At 69.8% G+C, this 23,039-nt stretch carries 16 protein-coding genes, 1 tRNA gene and 1 pseudogene; 10 read left to right on the top strand and 8 right to left on the bottom strand.

Going from position 1 to position 23,039, the window contains the following annotated elements; genetic code table 11:
- Positions 1 to 17: 17 nt before the first annotated feature.
- Positions 18 to 557: a response regulator gene (locus tag E0500_RS25320; RefSeq protein WP_220141296.1), complete on the top strand. Its 540-nt coding sequence runs from the start codon at positions 18 to 20 to the stop codon at positions 555 to 557.
- A 111-nt stretch (positions 558 to 668) separates the two neighbouring features.
- Here the strand turns inward: E0500_RS25320 and E0500_RS25315 are convergent.
- Positions 669 to 1,305, bottom strand: a pseudogene (locus E0500_RS25315) (CBS domain-containing protein); the annotation flags it as partial.
- A 111-nt stretch (positions 1,306 to 1,416) separates the two neighbouring features.
- Here E0500_RS25315 and ppk2 point away from each other — a divergent pair.
- On the top strand, positions 1,417 to 2,220 hold the full coding sequence (gene ppk2 / locus E0500_RS25310; protein ID WP_131567064.1) for a polyphosphate kinase 2: 804 nt from the start codon (positions 1,417 to 1,419) through the stop codon (positions 2,218 to 2,220).
- Positions 2,221 to 2,346: 126 nt separating this feature from the next.
- Here ppk2 and E0500_RS25305 read toward each other — a convergent pair whose 3' ends face one another.
- Positions 2,347 to 4,257, bottom strand: a complete 1,911-nt coding sequence (locus E0500_RS25305) for an ABC transporter ATP-binding protein (RefSeq protein WP_181587270.1) — start codon at positions 4,255 to 4,257, stop codon at positions 2,347 to 2,349.
- Between the two features lie 141 nt (positions 4,258 to 4,398).
- On the opposite strand from E0500_RS25305, the gene E0500_RS25300 reads away from it, so the two are divergent.
- From E0500_RS25300 to E0500_RS25280, 5 genes are all read left to right on the top strand, one after another.
- A complete protein-coding gene (locus tag E0500_RS25300) occupies positions 4,399 to 5,379 on the top strand; it encodes a lysylphosphatidylglycerol synthase transmembrane domain-containing protein (RefSeq protein WP_131567058.1) in 981 nt (326 codons plus the stop codon).
- Positions 5,380 to 5,584: 205 nt separating this feature from the next.
- Complete coding sequence (locus E0500_RS25295; RefSeq protein ID WP_131567055.1) at positions 5,585 to 6,673, top strand: mechanosensitive ion channel family protein; 1,089 nt, start codon at positions 5,585 to 5,587, stop codon at positions 6,671 to 6,673.
- A gap of 646 nt (positions 6,674 to 7,319) precedes the next feature.
- Positions 7,320 to 9,539, top strand: a complete 2,220-nt coding sequence (locus E0500_RS25290; RefSeq protein WP_131569655.1) for an NADP-dependent isocitrate dehydrogenase — start codon at positions 7,320 to 7,322, stop codon at positions 9,537 to 9,539.
- A gap of 400 nt (positions 9,540 to 9,939) precedes the next feature.
- A complete protein-coding gene (locus E0500_RS45060) occupies positions 9,940 to 10,662 on the top strand; it encodes a response regulator transcription factor (protein WP_131569653.1) in 723 nt (240 codons plus the stop codon).
- A 148-nt stretch (positions 10,663 to 10,810) separates the two neighbouring features.
- Positions 10,811 to 11,161 (top strand): DoxX family protein, encoded by a 351-nt coding sequence (locus tag E0500_RS25280; RefSeq protein WP_131569651.1) that lies wholly within the window; start codon positions 10,811 to 10,813, stop codon positions 11,159 to 11,161.
- Positions 11,162 to 11,179: 18 nt separating this feature from the next.
- Here E0500_RS25280 and E0500_RS25275 read toward each other — a convergent pair whose 3' ends face one another.
- The 4 genes from E0500_RS25275 to E0500_RS25260 form a co-directional block, all read right to left on the bottom strand.
- Positions 11,180 to 13,396 carry an MMPL family transporter gene (locus tag E0500_RS25275; protein ID WP_131569649.1) on the bottom strand — a complete coding sequence of 739 codons (2,217 nt, stop codon included), beginning with the start codon at positions 13,394 to 13,396 and terminating at the stop codon, positions 11,180 to 11,182.
- Positions 13,397 to 13,451: 55 nt separating this feature from the next.
- Complete coding sequence (locus tag E0500_RS25270) at positions 13,452 to 14,987, bottom strand: acyl-CoA dehydrogenase family protein (RefSeq protein WP_181587124.1); 1,536 nt, start codon at positions 14,985 to 14,987, stop codon at positions 13,452 to 13,454.
- Between the two features lie 380 nt (positions 14,988 to 15,367).
- Positions 15,368 to 15,441 (bottom strand) — tRNA-Pro (locus E0500_RS25265).
- A gap of 156 nt (positions 15,442 to 15,597) precedes the next feature.
- On the bottom strand, positions 15,598 to 16,404 hold the full coding sequence (locus E0500_RS25260; RefSeq protein WP_131569645.1) for an NPP1 family protein: 807 nt from the start codon (positions 16,402 to 16,404) through the stop codon (positions 15,598 to 15,600).
- A gap of 318 nt (positions 16,405 to 16,722) precedes the next feature.
- Between E0500_RS25260 and E0500_RS25255 the strand changes: the two genes are divergently transcribed.
- Both E0500_RS25255 and E0500_RS25250 read left to right on the top strand, forming a co-directional pair.
- Positions 16,723 to 18,126, top strand: a complete 1,404-nt coding sequence (locus E0500_RS25255) for a glutamine synthetase family protein (protein ID WP_131569643.1) — start codon at positions 16,723 to 16,725, stop codon at positions 18,124 to 18,126.
- 5 nt (positions 18,127 to 18,131) lie between these two features.
- Positions 18,132 to 19,385, top strand: a complete 1,254-nt coding sequence (locus E0500_RS25250; RefSeq protein WP_131569641.1) for an amidohydrolase family protein — start codon at positions 18,132 to 18,134, stop codon at positions 19,383 to 19,385.
- A gap of 28 nt (positions 19,386 to 19,413) precedes the next feature.
- Here E0500_RS25250 and E0500_RS25245 read toward each other — a convergent pair whose 3' ends face one another.
- On the bottom strand, positions 19,414 to 20,130 hold the full coding sequence (locus E0500_RS25245; protein ID WP_131569639.1) for a TetR/AcrR family transcriptional regulator C-terminal domain-containing protein: 717 nt from the start codon (positions 20,128 to 20,130) through the stop codon (positions 19,414 to 19,416).
- Positions 20,131 to 20,224: 94 nt separating this feature from the next.
- Between E0500_RS25245 and E0500_RS25240 the strand changes: the two genes are divergently transcribed.
- On the top strand, positions 20,225 to 21,910 hold the full coding sequence (locus tag E0500_RS25240) for a CocE/NonD family hydrolase (protein ID WP_181587123.1): 1,686 nt from the start codon (positions 20,225 to 20,227) through the stop codon (positions 21,908 to 21,910).
- An 89-nt stretch (positions 21,911 to 21,999) separates the two neighbouring features.
- On the opposite strand, the gene E0500_RS25235 is transcribed toward E0500_RS25240, so the two are convergent.
- Entirely contained in the window at positions 22,000 to 22,911 is a 912-nt protein-coding gene (locus tag E0500_RS25235) for a YceI family protein (RefSeq protein ID WP_131563737.1), read from the bottom strand.
- Between the last annotated feature and the right edge of the window lie 128 nt (positions 22,912 to 23,039).

Genomic DNA, 23,039 nt, shown 5'->3' with positions numbered 1-23,039 from the left:
TCCTCATCGTCGACGACATGGAGGAGAACCTCATCGCGTTCGAGGCCGTACTCGGCCCGCTGCACCAGCACGTGGTCCGCGCGCACTCGGGCGAGCAAGCGCTGAAGGCGATGCTGCGCCAGGAGTTCGCGGTCGTCCTCCTGGACGTCCGGATGCCCGGCATGGACGGCTTCGAGACCGCCGCCAACATCAAGCGCCTCGACCAGACCAAGGACGTGCCCATCATTCTGGTGACCGGGACCGAGGGCGATGCGGACTACGCCTACAGGGGATACGCGATCGGCGCCGCCGACTTCATCGCCAAACCCGTCGACCCGTGGGTGCTGCGCACCAAGGTCAACGTCTTTCTCGATCTGCACCGCAAGAACCGCCAGCTGGCGATGCGCGCGATGGAGGGAGACGCGGACCGGCTCACGGAGATCACCGAGCAGCTAGCCCAGATCGAGCTGCTTCTGCGCAACAGACAGGAAACCGACACGGCCGGGCTCGCCGACCGCATCGCGGAGGTGGAGCACGCTGTGGGGACCCTCCTGCCAGATGGCACCGGCACTGAGTAGAAGCACTCGGCCGGGGCTGAGCGTCCGCCTCGGCGCCTCGCTGTTCGTCGCCTCGTCGGCGCCGCCGTGCGGGGGAGGCTCGTCGGGACGGAGGTGCGAGTCGTCCAGTCAGCGGGTGAGCCTGTCGATGACCGCCACCACGCCGTCGATCTGACGTGTCATGGAAACGGCGATCTCCGCCTCACTCTCGCGCTCCATGTGGCCGTCCAGGGCGATCACGAACTCGACCACGAAGACATCGATACTCCGGGGCGCCAGGCGCAGCGCACGGACGAGCACCTCCTCGATCACCTCCTGGCGGATGTCCCCGTCCGGCCGCAGGAAGACCTGGAGCAGATCGCACCGGGTGACGATGCCGACGAGCCGGTCTTCGTCGTCGAGGACGGGCAGCCGCTCCACGCGCCGCTGCGCCATGGTGCGTGCGGCCTCGACGATGGTGTCGTCGGCCCACACGCTGACGGGCGGCGCGGTCATCAGCCGGCCTGCGGTGCGGGCATCCGCCTTCGCCGCCTGCCCGCGGGCGCAGCGTGGCCCCCTGGCGAACCGGAAGCGACGCTTTCGGCTCGACCGGGCCGGGAGTGTCCGTCTGCCGGACCACCAGGTCCGATTCGGAGATGATGCCGATGACCTTCTCGTCCTCGTCGACCACCGGCAGTCCGCTGATCCGGTGGTCGGCCAGCAGCCGGGGCCTCTCCAAGCGGTGCGGAGAACCGCCCCGTGGGCTGTCCGGGGCCGACCCGGGGGCCAGTCGGCCAGCCCTGAGTGCCCTGTTCACGCGAGGTCAGGGACGCGCTGCCACGGTGCGCGGGCCGGCACCTGTCAGTACGGTGCTGTTCTGGCGTTCGACCTTGGAGGCGGCATGGCCGGCAAGGACGCGGCGAAAGTGCCGCGCGAGGTGTACGAGCGGGAACTGCGGCGCCTGCAGACGGAGTTGGCCAAGCTGCAGGGGTGGGTACGGGCGGAGGGCGCCCGGCTCGTCGTCGTCTTCGAGGGACGGGACGCGGCGGGCAAGGGCGGCACCATCAAGCGGGTCTCCGAGTACCTCAACCCGCGGGTGGCCCGGACCGTGGCCCTGCCGAAACCGACCGAGCGCGAACGCACCCAGTGGTACTTCCAGCGGTACGTCGAGCAACTGCCCGCCGGCGGAGAGATCGTGCTGTTCGACCGCAGCTGGTACAACCGCGCCGGGGTCGAGCACGTGATGGGCTTCTGCACCAAGGAGGAGCACCAGTTGTTCCTGCGCCAGTGCCCGATCTTCGAGCGGATGCTGGTGGAGGACGGGATCCTGCTGCGGAAGTACTGGTTCTCCGTGAGCGACGACGTGCAGGAGGAGCGGTTCCGGCGGCGGCTGGAGGATCCGACGAAGCGCTGGAAGCTCTCGGCCATGGACCTGGAGTCGATCAGCCGCTGGGAGGCGTACTCCCGTGCCAAGGACGAGATGATGGTGCACACCGACATCGCGGAGGCACCGTGGTACGTCGTCGAGAGCGACGACAAGCGGCGGGCCCGGCTGAACATGATCGCGCACCTGCTGAGCACCGTGCCCTACCACGAGGTGCCGCCGACGGTGCTCGACCTGCCGCCGCGCCCGCCGTCGACCGGCTACGAGCGGACGCCGCGCGATCTGCAGACGTACGTCCCCGATCACGCGGCGACACTCTGATCCGGTCGGCGATCCGGTCGACCCGGTCGGCCCGGTCATCGTGGGCGGCCCGGTCATCGTGGGCGGAACGGTCATCGTGGGCGGAACGGTCATCGTGGGCGGAACGGCCGAGCCGGAGGTCCCTGTCTACGCCGCCGTCTCGTCGGCAGGAGCGATCCCTGTCACGCCCGCCGCGGCCTCCATCGCGTGCTTCTCGAACTGTGTGCGGTACAACTCCGCGTAGCGTCCGTCCGTGGCCAGGAGTTCGTCGTGCGTCCCGCGCTCCACGATCAGGCCGGCCTCGATCACCAGGATCAGGTCGGCGGCCCGTACCGTCGACAGGCGGTGGGCGATGACCACGGCCGTCCGGCCCTCCAGGGCTTCGGTGAGGGCTTCCTGGACGGCCGCTTCGGAGGTGTTGTCCAGGTGGGCGGTCGCCTCGTCGAGGATGACGACACGCTGGCGGGCGAGCAGCAGGCGGGCGATGGTCATGCGCTGGCGTTCGCCTCCGGAGAGCCGGTAGCCGCGTTCACCGACCACCGTGTCCAGGCCGTCGGGCAGGGAGCGCACGAGGTCGTCGAGGCGGGCGCGGCGGAGGACGTCCCACACGTCCTCATCCGTGGCGTCGGGCCGGGCGAGCAGCAGGTTGGCGCGTACCGAGTCGTGGAACAGATGGCCGTCCTGGGTGACCATGCCGAGGGTCTGGCGCAGCGATGCGGCGGTCAGGTCGCGGACGTCCACGCCGCCGATACGGACGGTGCCGCCGTCGGTGTCGTACAGCCGGGGCAGGAGCCCCGCGATGGTCGACTTGCCCGCGCCGGACGAGCCGACGAGTGCGACGGTCCGGCCGGGTTCGGCGCGGAAGGAGACGCCGTGCAGGACCTCCGCGCCGCCGCGGGTGTCGAGGGAGGCGACCTCCTCCAGCGAGGCGAGGGAGACCTTGTCCGCGGACGGGTAGCCGAAGCGGACGTTCTCGAACTCCACGGCCACCGGACCGTCCGGCACCGCCCGCGCATCCGGCTTCTCCTCGATGAGCGGCTTCAGATCCAGCACTTCGAAGACGCGCTCGAAGCTCACCAGGGCGCTCATGATCTCCACGCGCGCCCCGGCGAGCGCGGTGAGCGGCGCGTAGAGGCGGGTCAGCAGGAGGGCGAGGGAGACCACTGCGCCCGCTTCCAGGCTGCCGCGCAGGGCGAGCCAGCCGCCGAGGCCGTACACCAGCGCGAGTGCCAGGGCCGACACCAGAGTGAGGGCCGTGATGAACGCCGACTGGGCCATCGCGGTCCGGACCCCGATGTCCCGCACCCGCCGGGCCCGCGCCGCGAACTCCGCCGACTCGTCGCCGGGGCGCCCGAAGAGCTTGACGAGGGTGGCGCCGGGTGCCGAGAAGCGCTCGGTCATCCGGGTGCCCATGGCCGCGTTGAGGTTCGCCGCCTCCCGCTGGAGCCCGGCCATGCGACGGCCCATGCGACGGGCGGGCACCACGAACACCGGCAGCAGGACCAGGGAGAGCAGCGTGACCTGCCAGGACAGGGTGAGCATCACGGCGAGGGTGAGCAGGAGCGTCACGAGGTTGCTCACCACTCCGGACAGGGTGTTGCTGAACGCCCGCTGCGCACCGATGACATCGTTGTTGAGACGACTGACGAGCGCGCCCGTACGGGTGCGTGTGAAGAACGCGACGGGCATGCGCTGCACATGATCGAACACAGCCGTCCGCAGATCGAGGATGAGGCTTTCGCCGAGGTTCGCCGACAACCAGCGGCCGAGCAGGCCGAAGGCCGCCTCGGCGAGCGCGATCAGGGCGATGAGCACGGCCAGACGTACGACGACGCCCTCGTCGTGGCCGGACACGATGGCGTCCACGACGCGCCCCGCGAGCACCGGTGTGGCGACGGCGAGAAACGCTGTCACCACGCTCAGCAGGACGAACTGGGCGATGCGGTTGCGGTGCGGGCGGGCGAAGGCTGCGATGCGGCGCAGCGTCGCGCGGGCGACGGGTCTGCGCTCCTGCGCGTTCATGACGCTGTGCAGTTGGGTCCAGGCGGTGGTCTCCATGCTCATGGACCAGAGGTTAGAACCTCAAGCATTCTTGAGGTCAACCAGGTTGCGTCTGCCGTCTCCCCTTGTCCGGAGCGTCAGCCGCCGTCCCCGCGCCCGCAACCGCCCGTTGGTGCGCGGCGGGAAACCTCTGCGAACGTGACAGCGGTACGACTCCCCCAGGGCCGTTCCGGACTTTCCGGCCGTGCCTCGCGTATCCCTATCCGCCAGATCCTGTGCCTGGTCCCGCTCGCGCTCGTTCTGGTGGTCGCGGTGCGCCACCACGAAGTGCTCCTGGCGGGATTCGGGCACCTGGCGAAGGCCCAGTGGCCATGGCTCGTGGCGGCCGTAGGCGTGACCTGCCTCACCTGGGTCGCGGCGGCGGTCACCCGGCAGGGAGCGCTCGTCGAACGGCTGCCCGTGCGCCGCCTGCTCGCGACACAGTTCGCGGCGGGCGCGGCCAACCACCTGCTGCCCACCGGTCTGGGCGCGTCGGCCGTCAACCTGCGCTTCATGACGGTGTGCGGGGTGCCCCTCGCCCGCTCCTCCGCCGCGCTGGCGCTGTACCTGCTGGCCGAGTCGATCGCCCGCGTGGGTCTGCTGCTCGCCCTGCTGGTCGCGTTCCCCGGCGCACTCCGGCTCGGCGCCCTGCTCCCCGACACGGCGGCCGGACCCCTGATGCTGGCGGCCGGAGCGGTGCTGTGCGTGGCGGCGGTGGTCCTGGCCGCCGTACGGCGGGTGCGTACGGCCGTACTGTCCTTCCTGCGTACGGCGCTCACCGAGGCCCGTTCGGTGCACACCCGCCCGGCCCGTGTGCTCGCCCTCTGGGGCGGCTCGCTCTCGTTTCCCCTGCTCCAGGCGGCCGGACTGACCACCGTGGGGCTGGCGTTGGGCCTCGACGTGCCCGTGGCCCACATGGTCGTCGCGTATCTCGCCGCCACGGTCGCGGTCGCGCTGATCCCGACGCCGGGCGGCATCGGCTCGGTGGAGGCGGCGCTGGTGATCGCGCTGGTGGCGGCCGGTGGCCCGGTGGCCGTGGCGACCGCGGTGGTGCTGGCGTTCCGGATCATCACGGTGTGGCTGCCGCTACTGCCGGGGGCGCTGACGTTGGGGGCGCTGGTCCGGCTGAAGGTGATCTGAGCAGCCGCATGTACGACGTCAGTGGCCAGTTCATACAGGCATGGTGACGGGTGGCCACCCGCATGCGGCAGGATGAGCGGTCTTGCCCGGCGTCGTACTCACGTCCGGGCGCGATCGTGCAGACCGCAATTCGAGCAGGTGGCAAGGTGACGACACATCACATCCGGCCCGCGGGCCGTTCGCCGCGTCCTTCGGGAGGCGACCGATGAACCGGGAACTCACGCTCGACGATCTCGTGATGGCCGGCGTGGCCCTGGGCGCGGGCCTCTTGCTGGCGTTCCTGCTGCGCATGCTGCTGCGCTGGCTGGGCAAGCACGCGACACGCACGCGCTGGAGCGGTGACGACGTCATCGTCGACGCGCTGCGGACGCTGGTGCCCTGGGCCGCGATCGTCGGAGGCGTGGCGGCCGGGGCGGCACTGCTGCCGCTGACCCGCACGGTCGGACACAACGTCAACCAGGCCCTGACCGTGCTGCTGATCTTCGTGGTGACGATCACCTCGGGTCGCCTGATCGCCGGGCTGGTGCGGACGGTCACCCAGTCCCGTACCGGCGTCGCGGGATCGGCCACGATCTTCGTCAACATCACGCGGGTCGTGGTCCTCGCGATCGGCTTCCTCGTGATTCTCCAGACGCTGGGCATTCCCATAGCCCCGCTGGTCACCGCGCTGGGTGTCGGCGGTCTCGCGGTGGCGCTGGCGCTGCAGGACACCCTCGCCAACCTGTTCGCGGGTATCCACATCCTGGCCTCGAAGACGGTGCAGCCCGGTGACTACATCCGGCTGAGCAGCGGCGAGGAGGGCTATGTCACCGACATCAACTGGCGCCAGACGACGATCAGGGAGCTCTCCAACAACCTGGTCATCATCCCCAACGGCCAGCTGGCCGGGACGAACATGACCAACTTCAACCGGCCCGAGCAGCAGATGACGCTCCTCGTCCAGGTGGGTGTCGGGTACGACAGCGACCTGGAGCACGTGGAGCGGGTGACCGAGGAGGTCGTGGCCGAGGTGATGGCGGAGATCACGGGGGCCGTGCCCGAACACGAGCCCGCGGTCCGCTTCCACACCTTCGGGGACTCGCGCATCGGCATGACGGTCATCCTGGGCGTGGGTGAGTTCAGCGACCAGTACCGGATCAAGCACGAGTTCATCAAGCGACTGCACAAGCGGTACCAGACGGAGGGCATCCGCATCCCGTCACCGCGGCGCACGGTCATGTTCCCGCAGGGCGCGGCGGGAATCCCCCACCAGCGGGAGGCGATGACGGCCGAGGTGACCGAGGTGGCGCCGTAGGGGTACGTCCGGGGGTTGTTCGCCCCCGCCGCCCCTACCCGTCCCATCCCTTCCCTGGGGGCTGCCGCCCCCAGACCCCCGCTGTCGGCCTGAACGGCCTCGCCCTCAAACGCCGGACGGGCTGGGGGTGTCTGGCCTCGGCCGGAAACCCCAGCCGGAGGCTTTCAGCCCCGGCCGGCAAAAGCCCGGCCCCACCCTGCGCATTCCAGCCCGCCTGCGCATTCCAGCGCCGCCCGCACATTCAGCCCCTCCGGCGTTTGAGGAGCGGGGGTCCGGGGGCCGGCCCCCGAAGCAGGGTCCGGGGCGCAGCCCCGAAGGCGAGGCCGGGGGCGGGGCAACGCCCCGAAGGCCGGGGACACGAGGGCGGAGCCCCCTCGGGCGGGGTTCCAAGGGGACGCAGCCCCCTGGTCGGGGTCGAAGGGGCGGAGCCCCTGGGGGATGGGACGGGTAGGGGCGGCGGGGGCAAAACCTCCCGGCCGGTGCCCGCACCCCAGGGCCACCCGCCCCACCACCGACACCCACACCCCACAGCCCCCGCCCGTCCGCCCACACGTACCCAACCGATACCGCGACCCCTGTCGAGCCCCGGTCGGTCACGAGATATCTTGATGTCGAGCAATGTTGCAGACGTGGAGCGGAGCACCCGGTGACTGACTCGACCATCATCTACACCCACACTGACGAGGCGCCCGCCCTGGCGACCCATTCCTTCCTGCCGGTGATCCAGGCGTACGCCGCACAGGCCGGGGTCACCGTCGAGACCCGTGACATCTCGCTGGCCGGACGCATCATCGCCGGATTCCCGGAGTACCTGGAGGAGGGCCAGCGCATCCCGGACGCCCTCGCGGAGCTGGGCGAACTCGCCAAGACCCCTGAGGCGAACATCATCAAGCTGCCGAACATCTCGGCCTCGATCCCGCAGCTGAAGGCCGCGGTCGCCGAGCTGCAGGGCCAGGGCTACGCGCTGCCGGACTACCCGGACGACCCGAAGACCGACGAGGAGCGCGAGATCCGCGCACGCTACGACAAGGTCAAGGGCTCCGCCGTGAACCCGGTCCTGCGCGAGGGCAACTCCGACCGCCGTGCCCCGGCCTCGGTGAAGAACTACGCCAAGACCCACCCGCACCGCATGGGCGCCTGGTCCGCCGAGTCCAAGACCGACGTCGCCACCATGGGCGTCGACGACTTCCGCTCCACGGAGAAGTCCGTGGTGATCTCCGAGGCCGGCACCCTCCGCATCGAGCTCAAGGGCGACGACGGCTCCACCACGGTCCTGCGCGAGTCCGTACCCGTGCTGGCCGGCGAGGTCGTCGACGCCTCCGTGATGCGCGTCGCCTCGCTGCGCGAGTTCCTGACCGCGCAGGTCGCCCGGGCGAAGGCCGACGGCGTGCTGTTCTCCGTGCACCTCAAGGCCACGATGATGAAGGTCTCCGACCCGATCGTCTTCGGTCACGTGGTGCGCGCCTTCTTCCCGAAGACGTTCGCGAAGTACGGTGGGGCGCTCGCCGCGGCCGGCCTGACTCCCAACGACGGCCTCGGCGGCATCTTCAAGGGCCTGGAGTCCCTCCCCGAGGGCGCCGAGATCAAGGCCTCCTTCGACGCCGAGCTCGCCGAGGGCCCGGAGCTCGCGATGGTCGACTCGGACAAGGGCATCACCAACCTGCACGTCCCGTCCGACGTCATCGTCGACGCGTCCATGCCGGCCATGATCCGCACCTCCGGCCACATGTGGGGCCCGGACGGACAGGAGCACGACACCCTCGCGGTCCTGCCGGACAGCAGCTACGCCGGTGTCTACCAGGCCGTGATCGACGACTGCCGTGAGAACGGCGCCTACGACCCGTCCACCATGGGCTCGGTGCCGAACGTCGGCCTGATGGCGCAGAAGGCCGAGGAGTACGGCAGCCACGACAAGACCTTCGAGATCCCCGTCACGGGTACGGTCCGTCTGGTCGACCAGTCCGGCAACGCCGTCATCGAGCAGACCGTCTCCGCCGGTGACATCTTCCGCGCCTGCCAGACCAAGGACGCCCCGATCAAGGACTGGGTGAAGCTGGCCGTCACCCGCGCCCGCGCCACCGGCGACCCGGCGGTGTTCTGGCTGGACAAGACCCGCGCCCACGACGCCAACCTGATCGCCAAGGTCAACCAGTACCTGGCGGAGCACGACACCGAGGGCCTGGAGATCAAGATCCTCTCCCCGGTCGAGGCGACCCAGCTGTCCGTGGAGCGCATCCGCCGCGGCGAGAACACCATCTCCGTCACGGGCAACGTGCTGCGCGACTACCTGACCGACCTGTTCCCGATCCTGGAGCTGGGCACCAGCGCCAAGATGCTGTCGGTCGTCCCGCTGATGGCGGGCGGCGGCCTCTTCGAGACGGGCGCCGGCGGCTCCGCCCCGAAGCACGTCCAGCAGCTGGTCAAGGAGAACTACCTGCGCTGGGACTCGCTGGGTGAGTTCTTCGCCCTGGTGCCGTCCTTCGAGCAGTACGCCAAGCTCACCGGCAACGGCCGCGCCCAGGTCCTCGCCGACACCCTCGACCGCGCCACGGCGACCTTCCTCAACGAGGACAAGTCCCCGACCCGTCGCGTCGGTGGCATCGACAACCGCGGCAGCCACTTCTACCTGTCCCTGTACTGGGCCCAGGAGCTGGCCAGGCAGACCGAGGACGCGGACCTGGCCAAGGCCTTCGCCCCGTTCGCCGAGTCGCTCTTCGCGAACGAGCAGAAGATCGTCGACGAGCTGATCGCCGCCCAGGGCCGGCCGGCCGACATCGGCGGCTACTACCAGCCCGACCCGGCCAAGGCCTCCGCCATCATGCGCCCGTCGGCCACCTGGAACGAGACGCTGACCTCGCTCGCCTGACCCACCACCGGCACCACCAGCATCACCAGCGGACCGAGGGGCCGCACCCCCGCCGCCCCGACCGGAAGCATTTCCGGCCGGGGCGGCGTCTGCGTTGGGTGACCGGCTTACGGCAAGCCGAGGAATCGGAACACCAACTCGACCCCGACATAACTCAATCAAATTCAGCAACGTTATTGGACACAACACGTACCGGCAACCACAAGAAACGACGCCATAACACCCCGGTCGCGGCTCACCAGTATCCTGGTCGGGCACAGTTCCGGCACTCCTCGGGCATTCCGGACCCGCACGGCACGGCCGAGGATGTTGCCAATGAGAGACGGGGGATTTTCTGTTGACGGACGTATTCCGAACTTCAAAGGTTTCCAAATTATCTCACGGTCACCCGAGGAAACCTGTGGGACTCGGGGAACTCGACCGTAAAGTCGGTCGAGGAGCGGCGGCCACCGTATCCACGAGCACCGTCCGGGTGATCGTGTACGACCCCAACTTCCTGACCCTGGCAGGACTCGCCTCACTCTTCCGCAACGAGCCGAGCATCCAGTTGGTGGGGCAGTTCTTCGACCGGCAGGAATGTGTGAGGACCGTCCAGACCTGCGCGGCGGACGTCATCACCGTGTGCATCGACCACCTCTCGGCACCGGAGACCTCGGCACTCGTCGGCGATCTGATCGCGGCCGCAGCGGACGTCTCTCCGTATGTGGTGGCGATGTCCATGGCCGACACGGGCGCCTCCGCATACGAGGCGCTGCGGGCCGGTGCTCGGGGCGTGATCCTCAAGAACTGCCCCACACGCCGTCTGGTGAACGAGATCATGACCGTCGCGGACGGGGGAACCGCACTGCCGGAGAGCATGATGCAGGCCTTGCTCGACAGCAGCGCACCGAGCGATGCGGCATGGTTCTCCGCCAGGACGGAAGGGCAGACGGGGCTGACCTCCCGTCAGCGGGAGGTACTGGCGCTGGTGGCCCGCGGGTTGTCCAACTCCGAGATCGCCGGTTCTCTGGGCGTGAGCAGGTCCACGGTGAAGAGTCACGTCTCCGCCATGCTGCGCGTCCTGGACCTGCGGGACCGGACACAACTCATCGTCTACGCGCACCGTGTCCTGACGCCGATCTGACATCGACTGACATCGACTGACGGCGCGCGGGGCGGCCTGGCCGAGGGCCGACGGGATCACACCGTCGGCCCGTGCCATCCGCCCCTCACCCGTGTCGTGGCCGCTTATGATTCCCGGACCACGACCCGGAGACGGCCGAAGGACACCGATGAATGTCGCGTTGACCGTGCTCGCCCCGGCACTCGGCCTCCTGTTCCTGTCGACCGGCGGCGTCAAGGTGCTGGGAATCCGGCAGTCGTTGGAGGTCCGCGACCAGCTGGGCCTCGTGCCCGCCCTGTGGCCCGTCATCGGTGGTCTGGAACTGGCCGGTGGCAGCGGCCTGATGCTCGGGCTGCTGGCCCCGCCGCTCGGGCTGGCGTCGTCGATCGGCCTTCTGGCGTTGATGATCGGCGCGCTCACCACTCGGCTGAGGGCTCGTGCGCCGTTCCCCACACTGCTCGTCGACGCGGCGGTACTGGTCTCCGTCGCGTCGACGGCAGCGCTGTTCGTGGCGGCCTGACGAGGGACTCGTCGTCGCTCAGACCGTGGTCGTCTCGGACGCCGTGGCGGCCCGGCCCCGTGCCGCCGGGACTTCGGCACTCTCCCTGATCCCGTACGTGGCGTAGAAGCGGCGCAACGGGCGCGGCGCCCACCAGTTGGCGTCACCGAGAATCCTCATCGTGGCCGGCACCAGGACCATCCGGACGAGTGTGGCGTCCACGAAGATGGCGACGGTCATTCCGATGCCGATGAGTTTGAGGAAGCTCACGCCTCCGGTGGTGAACGTCGCGACCACCACGATCAGCAGGAGCGCGGCGGCCGTGATGATCCCGCCGGTGCGCTGCATTCCGACCATGACGGACCTGGTGTTGTCACCGCTCACGTCCCACTCCTCCCGCACCCGGGAGAGCAGGAACACCTCGTAGTCGGTGGCCAGCCCGAAGAGCAGCACCAGGATCAGGACGAGATTGCTGGCTTCGACGGGCCGCGCGGTGAATCCCAGGATTCCCGCCAGGTGGCCGTCCTGGAAGCTCCACACCACCGCGCCGAATGCCGCACCGATCGACACCAGATTCATCAGGACGGCCTTGATGGGCATCAGGACCGATCCGAAGGCGAAGAAGAGCATCACCAGCGTCACGCCGACGACCGTCAGCGCCAGCCAGGGGAGCCCGTCGGCGATGGCGTCCATCTGGTCGTTGACCTGGGCGGCCAGGCCGGACACGTGCAGTGTGGCGCCCTCGGGTGGTGCGAGTCCGTCAAGTTCCCGGGCCAGTGCGCGGGTTCCTGGCCCCTGTTCCCCGTCCGCTGCCTTCACCTGGAGCAGGGTCGCTCCGCCCTCGGTGGCGATCGGGGTCACCGAGGCCACATGGTCCATGCGCTTGACTGCACCACCGACGGTTTCCGCCGCGGTACGCCCGCCTCCGTCGACCATCAGCAGGAGCGTCCCGTCGGCGCCGCCGGGGAACTCCGACTTCAGCGTCTCCGCGACCACACGGCTCTCCGTGCCCGCGGGCAGGACCCGCTCGTCCACGGTCTCGAAGGTGGCGTGGAGGAACGGGGTGGCCGCGACGATCAGGACGGCCAGGACTCCGACCAGCCAGGCGGCGGGCCTGCGCATCACGGCGGAGCCCACCCTCGCCCACATGCCGAGGCCATCGTCTCCGCTCGTGCCACCGCTCGCATCCCCGTTCGTGTCCTCGCTCGTGTCCCGGCGGCGGGGTCCGCGGCGGCCGCGGATGCTCAGGGCGTCGATGCGCCTGCCGAGGACGACCAGGACGGCCGGCAGCACCACCAGCGCGCTGACGATCGCCACCCCGATCGCGGCGCCGCCGCCCAGGGCGATGCCGTGCAGGAACGGCAACGGCACGATCAGCAGTCCGGCGAGGGCCAGGAGCACCGTCGCACCGGACACGACCACGGTCCGTCCCGCCGTGGCCATGGTGCGTACGACGGCTGTCCGTTCGTCGGCCCCGGCCGCGAGCTCTTCGCGGAATCTGCTGACGATGAACAGCGAGTAGTCGATGGCCAGGCCCAGCCCGATGATGGTGATCACATTGATGGCGAAGACCGAGATGTCGGTGACGTAGGTCAGCAGCCTGGTGATGGTGAAACCGCCGAGAACCGCGAGCACGCCCACGACGAGCGGCATGGAGGCCGCGACGACACCCCCGAAGATGATCAGCATGAGCACCGTGAGGATCGGCGTCGCGATGATCTCCGCGGTGAGGATTCCCTCTTCGGTCTTCTTGTTGAAGTCCGCGAGCGCCGCCTCCCGGCCGCCGACGAGCGTCGTCGTTCCGGGGACGGGGAGCAGTTCCCTGACCATCTCGAACTGGTCGGCACGTGTCTCCTCGTCCGTGCCGACCAGGCTGATCACCGCGAAGGTGGAGTGTTCGTCCCGGGAGACGAATGCCGGAGAACGGGTGCCGAAGTAGGATCGTACGTCGGCGACCTCGCCGCGCTCCGCGATGGCGGAGAGCTTGTCCCGCACGGGGTCGGTGAAGGACGCGTCGTCGATCGTGGACCGGTCGGACGTGTAGACCACCACGACGTCGGCGTTCTGCCTGCCGAATTCCTTCTCGATACGCCGGTCCGCCTCGGCGCTCGGACCGTGCTCCGGGTAGAACCCGCCGTCGCTCAGCGAATCGACGACGCGTGTGCCCCAGACTCCTCCGACAGCGAGGACCCCGACGGCCAACGCGATGACCAGCCAGCGCGCTCGGACGACCAGGCCGCCCAGCCGTGCGAACATCAGACCGCACCTTTCACATGAGGACTACGGCGGTGGGGACGGGAAACGCGGTCCGTCAAGGCCGGCTCAGCAGCGCGTCGAGCTGTCGGTCCTCTCCGGCCAGGCTCTGCTGGACATCCCCGATCTCCGTCGCGTACTCGGCGATCCGCTCGGAGAGGAAGGCGGCGTCGAGCACCTCGAACTGCCGCTTCGCGTCCCCCGCTTGCTGAACACGGTCATGGAGCTGCCGGCCGGCCCAGAACGCGGTGTACCGGTCGAGTTCGGTACCGGTGCGGTGCGCGGTGTACTCCGTCATGGCGGACAACAGTCCCCAGCAGGCCAGCTCGCCCGTGATGCTGGCGAGAATGTGCTTGTCACGGAGAGCGGCCCGCAGTCCCCGGTCCGCTGCGGGCAGTCCGGCCACCAGACGGTCGTAGGTCTTTCCGAGCAGTTCCATGGTCCCCACGGCACGGTATCGGCCGGAAACGAGCTCGATGAGATTCCGTGGTTCCTTGGAGATGACGGATCCCATGTACACGGTGAGTGTCTCCGTGGCGCCCTCGAAGATGCGCAGCAGCCTGATGTCCCGGAAAAGCTGTCCGATGACATTCGTGTCGAGGTATCCGCGCCCGCCGAGAAGTTGCACGGACCAGTCCGCGACCCGGAACGCCAGCTCGGTGGCCAGGATCTTGCAGGCCGAATAGAGCTCCGGCGAGACCTCACAACCCGAGTCGAGGTCATGGGCGACCTGTTGGACGAGGATCTCGACCGCGCGGGTCGCCGCCACGCACTCGCTGAGGATCTGCTGGACACGGCCGTTGTGGAGCAGCGTGCCCGTGGCCACGTGCCTGCGCGCGGCAAACCGGCCGGTGAGCTGCAGACAGCGCTTCATGACACCGACGCACGCACCGCCCAGCATGCCGCGCCCGCCGTAGAACGCGCTCTGGGCCACGGCCATCCCCTGGCCTTCGGCGCCGAGCAGCGCCTCGGACGGCAGCCGCAGGTTCGTGATGTCGATGCGGTTCTGCGGGAACGCCTTCATGCCGAGGGTGACGGCTTCCGGACCGGGCACGAACCCGTCGCTGTGTCCCTCCACGAGGAACGCCGACAGTCCCGTGGGCCGCCCCTGCTGGTCCGTGGTCTTCGCCAGCAGGTTCACATGGCCGGCCCAGGCGCCCAGGCTGATCCAGCACTTCCGCCCGTTCACCACGTAGCCGCCGGGCACCGCGGTGGCCGTCGTCGTGATGCCCTGCACATTCGATCCGGCGCCGGGTTCGCTGACCGCGAGGGTCGCCAGGCTCCTGCCCCGGGCGATCTCCGGCAGGACCATCGCCTTGGTCCTGTCGTCACCGAACACGCGGATCGGCGTCACTCCGATCGCGTTGTGCACGCCCGCGATGAGCGCGAGATTGGTGTCCATGACCGCCGCCTGGGCTATCACGCGGTAGGCGTCGGCATGGGAGAGTTCCAGGCCTCCATACTTCTGAGCGACCTGGAGTCCGAACAGTCCGGCCTTTCCCAGATCGAGAATCGCGGCCGGTGTCACACTGCGCCGGTCGTCCATCAGCGCCGAATTGACGCGTCCCTCCGCGTATTGACGCAGAAATGACATCAGCCGTTCCGCACGTGCGGCGCTGCCCGTGTCCGCGACGGCGGGCAGCGAATCATGCTCTCCTTTCAGAGGAGACGGGGGCAACACCTGTTCGACGGTCATTCGTTCTCCACCGGTAGTTTCTCCTGAAGCGACTTCGCAGCTTTACGGAAAAGCTACCGGCGCGGGCAAAGGGGAATCTTCCGCCGCCGGACGGAAATTCACGTAGTCCAGGCCACCGGGGAGTCGTTCGCGCGACCTCGTCCCAGAGGACAATGCGTGAGAGCGGACGGGACTCCGGGCCATGGTCGGCCACAGGGATACCCCGTCTCGTCCCCGCGAACGACGAAGAGGCTGTTCCTGATTACTCAGAAACAGCCTCTGCCGTGCATGTTCTTAAGTCGGGACGACAGGATTTGAACCTGCGACCCCTTGACCCCCAGTCAAGTGCGCTACCAAGCTGCGCCACGTCCCGATGCGCCACCGCGGGATTCCCGCGCGATCACGTACGACGAGCGTACCTCACATGAACAGGAACTCTCGCCTCCGTCCCCGCACGGGGGCACCCCCCACCAGTTGTCCGCGCCCTGGCGCTTCCGGCCGGTGAGGGGTGCCGTGTCCGACCCGGCTGTCAGGCGTTGGGGTCGAACGAGATGCCCGACGGCTTGGCCGCCGCGAGGTGGGAGTTGAAGCTGCCGTCCTTCAGGCCGAAGTTGGCGCTGCCGAAGTTGTACGCGCTCAACTTGTCGCGCAGCCCGGCGGGGTAACCGTTCCAGCCGACCAACGGCGGGTACTGCCAGGTGCCCTTGTGGTTCTCCGGCGGTTCGTCGTTCGAGTTCGCGGGGCGGAAGGCGTGCGTGCTGATGCCGTCCTTGTGGTAAACGATCTTCGGGTGGTTGCCGTCCCAGCGGATCTGGTCGCGGGTGTAGATGTTGAAGCTGCCGTGGGCCGACGTGGCGACGTACTGGGCCTGGTTGTTCTGCACCCACACCACGACGTGCTCCCAGTCGTGGCGGTGGCCGCCGAGGCTGCTGCCGGCCACGGCCTGGTCCTTCTCGAAGTACAGGCCGTACATGACGGCGCACCAGCCGTTGTTGCACTTGTAGCGGGAGTAGCCGTTGGTGTTGTCGAGGTCCGAGGCGTCGCGGCACTGGCCGTTGAGGGCGCCCGTCGGGTTGAGGCCTCCGTTGACGGTTCCGTCGGGCCCGATGGCGGGCGTGGAGTAGCAGCCGTCGGTGTCGTAGTCGTACGCCGGCTGCCATGTCTGCTCGGTGGTGTCCGCGTTGGCCGGCAGGGCCGGGGGCGGGGCTGCGAGCGCGCTGCCGGGGAAGGCGATCACCAGTGCAACAGCGCTGCCGGAAACGAGGGATGCTCTGCGGAGCCTCCGCGCACGCGTCTTCAATGCGTCCTCCTGGTCAATCCGTGGGGGTGGGGGCATTCAGGCAGGATTGACATGCCCAGAACAGTGTCAGGCAACCTCGTTGACGCATCGAAGATCTACGGGTGTCACGGCGATGAAGCGTCAACCAATAGGCCGGGAAGAGAAGTTGGAGGCAGTGCCCGGAGTTCGCCCGGTGAGGGAATGGGCTGCGGCCTGCCCCGCCGATGACAGCACCCGTGGAGAAGGGGCGGCCGCACCTGGTCCGGTGGCGTGCTCGCACTGGCGTGCCGACTCGGGCTCCCCCGTCGTGGTACCGCGGTTCGGGGCGGTGGCCGTGAAACCCTGAGCGGAGCACCGAGCACGCGAGGAGGACGTATGACGACCCTGGCCGATCCAGTCCCCGGCGGTCGCCCGAAAGACGTCGGGCGGGCCAGGGCCCAGGCCAAGGACCTGTCCACGAAGGGTGTGCACGGTGTCGTCCTCGCCTATGTCGACACCGCGGGCATCTGCCGGGTGAAGACGATCCCGGTGTCGCGGCTCGCCTCGGCGTCGGCCTGGGGCGTCGGGATGTCGCCGGTGTTCGACACGTTCCTCGCGGACGACTCGATCGTGTCCACGGACGTGCTCGGCTCCCCTGACGGCGATCTGCGCCTCTACCCCGACCTCGACCAGGTCGTGGCCCTGTCCGCGCAGCCCGGCTGGGCGTGGGCCCCGGTCGACCGGATCACTCAGGAGGGGGCGCGGCACCCGGCGTGCAGCCGTACCTTCCTGCGCCGGATCGTCGCGGACGCGGCCGTGCGTCACGGCATCGAGTTCAAGGCGGCTGTCGAGGTCGAGTGGGCCGTCGGGCAGGCCACGGCGCCCGGTGACACGTTCGTCCCCGGCGTCAGCGGCCCGGCCTACAGCGCCACCCGGCAGGTCGAACTCAGCGACTACACCCTGGAGTTGCTGACGGCGCTCGCGGCGCAGGGTGTGGAGGTCTACCAGATCCACCCCGAGTACGCGGCCGGTCAGTTCGAGATCTCGGTGGGTGCGCTGGACCCGGTGGCCGCCGCGGACCGCAGTGTGCTGGTGCGGCAGACCATCCGGGCGGTGTCGCGGCGCCACGGGCTCAGGGCGTCGTTCTCGCCGGCCGTCCTCGCCGAGGGGGTCGGCAACGGCGGGCACATCCACCTCTCCGCATGGCGCGGCGGGGTGAACCTGCATGCCGGGGGCGACCGGCGGTACGGCATGACGGCCGAGGCCGAGTCTTTCGTGGCCGGTCTGCTCACGCATCTCCCGGCGCTGACGGCCGTCACCGCCCCGTCCCCGGCCAGCCATCTGCGGCTCAGGCCCTCGCAGTGGGCGGGGGTGTTCGCCGCCTGGGGCCGCGAGACCCGTGAGACCGCGGTGCGCGTCATCACCGGTATGACGGGCCGCCAGAGCCAGGAGGCGAATCTGGAGGTCAAGCCCGTCGACCTGGCCGCCAATCCCTACCTCGCCCTCGGTTGTCTGATCGCCGCCGGGCTCGACGGCCTGGAGTCGGCCGCGCCCCTGCCCGAGGAGATCAGCGGGGACCCGGCGCGCCTGAGTACCGATGAAGCGGCGGCCCGGGGCGTGCACCGCCTGCCGACATCGTTGGAGGCTTCCGTCGAGGAGTTCCGCCGGGACGAGGTGCTGCGCGCCGCGCTGGAGCCGGTCCTCGCCGACGCCGTGATCGCCGTGCGTCAGGGGGAGACCGCGGCCGTGGCCGAACAGGACGACGAACTCGTGGCAGCCGCGTACCGGTGGAAGTACTGACCGGCGTGAGTCCCGTATCCCCGGCCACCGGACCGGTCCACGAGGCCCTCGCCGGGCTGCCTCTCGTGGACCACCACTGCCACGGTGTGGTCATCGCCGATCCGGACGCGGAGAGGTTCGAGTCGCTGATCACCGAGGGCGCCGCGTGGCCGGGCCGCGGAATCTCACCCTTCGACACCCCTGTCGGCGTGGCGATCCGCCGGCACTGCGCTCCGGTACTGGACCTGCCACGGCACGCGCCCGCCGCGGAGTACCTGGCACGCCGGGTCGAACTGGGCTGGCGCGAGGTGAACCGGAGGTTCGTCACGGCCGCCGGAACCGACGTGTTCTGCGTCGACACCGGGTACGCCCCGGACCGCGTCACGACACCGGCGGAACTCGTGGCGGCGGCCGGTGCCTCCGTCGCGTACGAGGTCGTACGGCTGGAGAGCGTCGCCGAGGGCCTGGCGGCGGAGGGTGTGGAGCCGGGCGAGTACGCCACCGCGTTCCGCGCGGCCGTACGGGACGCCGTCGAGCGGCGGGGCGCGGTGGCGGTGAAGTCGGTGGCCGCCTACCGCACGGGGTTCGACCTGGACCCGAACCGCCCGTCGGACGCGGACGTCACGGCGGCGGCCGCACGGTGGCTGGGCCCTGGGGGAACAGACGGCAGGCGCACAGATGACAGGAGAACGGACGGCAGAGGAACAGGCGGCAGAGGAACAGGCGGCAGGGGGCCCGACCCGCGCCCCCGGCTGGACGACCCGGTGCTCGTGCGCCACCTGCTGTGGACCGCCGTCGACCTGGGGCTGCCCCTCCAACTGCACGTCGGCTTCGGGGACAACGACATCCGGATGCACCGGGTGGACCCCACCCGTCTGACCGACTGGCTGCACCTGACCTCCGGCACCGTCCCGGTGCTGCTGCTGCACTGCTGGCCCTACCAGCGGCAGGCCGCCTACCTGGCGGCGGTCTTCGAGCGGGTGTACCTCGATGTCGGGCTCACCCTGCACCACGTCGGCCCGGCCCGCGCGCGTGCGGTGCTGGAGGAGGCACTGGAGATCACCCCGTTCCGCAAGCTGCTGCACAGCTCGGACGCCTACGGGGTCGCGGAGTTCTTCCACCTCGGTGCGCTGGCCTTCCGGCGAGGGCTGGCCGATCTGCTCCAGTCCCGGGTGGACTCCGACGAACTGAGCCTGCCCGACGCGCTCCGCATCGCCACGTGGACGGGCCGCGACAACGCGTACCGCGTCTACGGGCTCCCCCGGGACGGCCTCGCCTAGGACCGGCCCGTCTCCGCGTCGAGCGGGATCAGTCCGTGCCGAGGCCGTCGATCAGGCGGTTGAGGAAGCGGCTGAACGTGGCGTCCGGGGTGAGGGGGCGGCCGGGTGCGGAGAGCACTTCGGCGAGTTCCGGGTGGTGGCCGTCGGCGGCGACAGCGGCCAGGTAGCGGGCTTCGCCCGCCGATCGGTCGGGTGACCGTGCGACGGATGCCTGCGCGATCTCGTGGGCGACGTGTCCGGCCACGAACGCGGTGAGCTGGGCGAACGCCTCCAGTCTCGCTGTGCCGTCGAGACCGGTGGGGCGCAGCGCGGCCAGTGCGCGCTCCAGGAAGGCAAGGGTGTTGGGGCCGGGGACGCGGCGGGTGGTCAGTGCGGCGGGCAGCCACGGGTGTCGCAGCATGAGGTCACGCTGGACCTGGGCGATGGCCCTCAGGTCGGCGCGCCAGTCGCCGGTGTGGGCGGACGTCGTCGGGAGTTCGCCGCTGACGTGGTCGACCATCAGCTCCAGCAGCGTCTCCTTGTCGGGGGCGTAGCTGTAGAGCGACATCACGCCCGCTCCGACCCGTTCGGCGACCCGTCGCATGGTGACCGCTTCGAGCCCCTCCGCGTCCGCCAGGGCGACGGCCGCCGCCGTGATCGCCTCACGGCTGAAGGCGGGCCTGCGGCCCCTGCGCGGCTGGGCCGGGCCGAGCCAGAGCTGTTGGGGGTCGACGCCCGTGGCGCCGGTCCCGCCGTCACGGGTCACGGTCTTCGTGTCCTCTCCTCGCCACTGCGCCCCTTGTCGACGTCATCCAAGCATGCTCTATTCTCGTACAACGTACGAGAATAGAGGAGGGGCCATGACATCACGCACCCATGACGCCGCTGACGCCGCGTCCAGGCCGGCCTGGACACCGCCCGCCGGTAAACCGCCACTGTCCTCACGGCTGTTGCGGGCGACCTGGCGCGGTCTCCCGGCCAGGCGGTACGAAGTCGGCTGGGAGCCGGGCTTGACGGTCCCCGGCGCCGACGGCAGCCCGCTCGTCACGGACCACTACTTCCCGCGCGCCGAGGGCGACTTCCCCACTCTTCTGGTGCGTTCGCCCTACGGCAGGGGCCTGCCGTGGTCCCCGATGTACGGCGTGCTCTTCGCCGAGCAGGGCTTCCACGTGGTACTGCAGAGCTGCCGCGGCACCGGCGGCTCGGGCGGTACGTTCGACCTGTGGCGCAACGAGGCCGCCGACGGCCGGGCCACGGTCTCCTGGCTGCGCTCCCAGCCCTGGTTCACCGGCACCCTGGGCACGATAGGCCCCAGCTATCTGGGATATGTGCAGTGGGCGCTGGCCCTGGACCCGCCACCGGAGCTCAAGGCGATGGTCGTGCAGGTGGGTCTGCACGATCCCTACGCCCTGTTCCACACGAACGGTGTGCTCCAGCTGGAGAACGCCCTCGCCGTCGCCGCGGGTATGACGTACCAGCACCGGGGTTTCGTACCGTTCGTGAGAGCGACGCTGCGTCTGAGGCGCCGACTGCGCGAGATCACCACGGCACGGCCGCTGCGCGGGGCGCACGCATCAGCCCTTGGCGGTGAAGTGCCCTGGCTGGACGATGTGATGGCGCATGCGGACGCCGAACACCCCTACTGGCACGGCGCGTCGCTGGGGGCAGCGGCAGAGGGGCTGAGCGTGCCCACCGGTCTGATCACGGGGTGGAGCGACGCGCTGGTCGACCAGACCTTCGAGCAGTACGGCCGACTGCGCAAGGCCGGATGCGAGACCGCCCTGCTCGTCGGCCCCTGGACCCACACCTCCGCCCTGCAACAGGGCTGGCCCGACGTCTTCGCCGAGAGCCTCGCCTGGCTGCGTGCGCACCTGTGCGGCGACCACTCAGGTCTGCGCCCCACCCGTGTGCGCGTGCACGTCGGCGGCGACGACACCTGGAGGGACCTCGACGACTGGCCGCAGTCCCCGGGTGCCACCACGGCATGGTTCCCTGCTCCGGACAGACACCTCATCCCGCAGGCCCCCACGGACCACGGTCCCGTGGCCTCCGTCCGCTACGACCCGGCCGACCCCACCCCGTCCCTGGGAGGCCCCCTGCTCTCCCCCGCCGCCGGACACCGCGACAACGGCACCCTGGAGGCCCGGGCGGACGTCCTGACGTTCACCGGCCCTCCGCTGACGGAGCCCGTCGACATCATCGGCCCGGTCTCCGCGCGGCTGAGCATCTCCACCGACACCGGACACGCCGACGTCTTCACCCGCCTCTGCGACGTGGACGCACAGGGCCGTTCCCTCAACGTCTGCGACGGGATGGCCCCAGTACGGACGGACGGCCAGACCTCCTCCGAAGTCACCGTGCCGATGAGCGCCACCGCCCACCGGTTCGCCGCCGGTCACCGCATCCGCTGGCAGATCAGCGGAGGCGCCCATCCGCGCTACGCGCGCAACCCCGGCACCGGGGAGTCGCGGGTGGACGCCGTCGACTTCACACCGGTACACATCACGGTGCACGGGGACTCGGCCCTGACGCTGCCGCACCCGTGAGGACCCGGTCAGGGCCTATGTAGTCGTCACGGGGGGCGGTGGGGAGACCGCGTGCCGGTACTCACCCGCCGCCTCACACGGGCCCTCGCCTACTCCGGCGGCGTCGGTGTGTCGTGGGTGCGGTACATCGCCTGGACGTCCAGCTCCAGTTGGACCGTCGGGCCGACCACCGCGATGCCGCGCGCCAGCATCGTGCGCCAGTTGAGGGTGTAGTCCTCGCGGTGCAGCTCCGCCTTGGCCAGGGCCGCGCAGCGCAGCTCCTCGCCGTAGCCGCCGTTGACCATGCCCAGGTACGACGTGTCCAGCGCGACGGAGCGGCTCACGCCGTGCATGGTCAGGGTGCCGTGCAGCGTCCACTTGCTGCCGCCGCGGTAGGCGAAGCGGGTGCTGTTGAACTCGATGTACGGGTAGCGTTCGACGTCGAGGAAGTCGGCGGAGCGCAGGTGCGTGTCCCGGGTGTTGTTGCCCGTGGTGATGCTCGACGCGTCGATGCGCACGTGGACGCGGGACTCGGACACGTCTTGCATGACCTGTATGCCGCCGTCGAAGCGTTCGAAACGGCCGTGCACATGTGCCATGCCGACGTGCTTGGCGATGAAGCGGATCGCCGTGTGCGGCGGGTCGAAGAGCCAGGTGCCGGGGACCGGGAGTTCGAGCTGCCGGGCAGTCTGGAGCCACACGCGCACCGGCGTCAGACTGCTGTCCGCGACGACCTCGACGGTCTCGCGGTGCGGCTCCAGGCCCTCCGCCACGATCAGCAGGCTGTAGCTGCCCGGCGGCAGGACCGCCGTGAAGAAGCCGTACGGGTCGGTGGCGCCGCGTGCCGCGACCCGGTGGCTGCGCAGTTCCGTCACCGTCACATCGGCGGCGCCCATGGGCTGGTTCACGGGGTCGAGGACCTCGCGGACAATGGCACCCGCGCCGGCCGGGACCGGAAGCGTGCGGCCTGCGGCGCCTGCGGAGGCACCCATGAGTCGCCGCCGGAGCAGTCCGAGGGCCATGGAGTTCACCTTTCAGTTTTCATCTTTCAGGTCTCGCCAGGATGTCGGCGGGACCTCGGGGGAAGGTTCAGACTAGGTGGTCGGAGCGTCGGTGAGACGTCCCGGTCTCAGGGGGAGTGGGCTCCGGC

The sequence above is a fragment of the Streptomyces sp. KM273126 genome, from assembly GCF_004337435.2.
Lineage (GTDB): Bacteria > Actinomycetota > Actinomycetes > Streptomycetales > Streptomycetaceae > Streptomyces > Streptomyces acidicola.
Note: the sequence above shows the minus strand (reverse complement) of the source record. Positions and strands in the feature narration are given on the sequence as shown.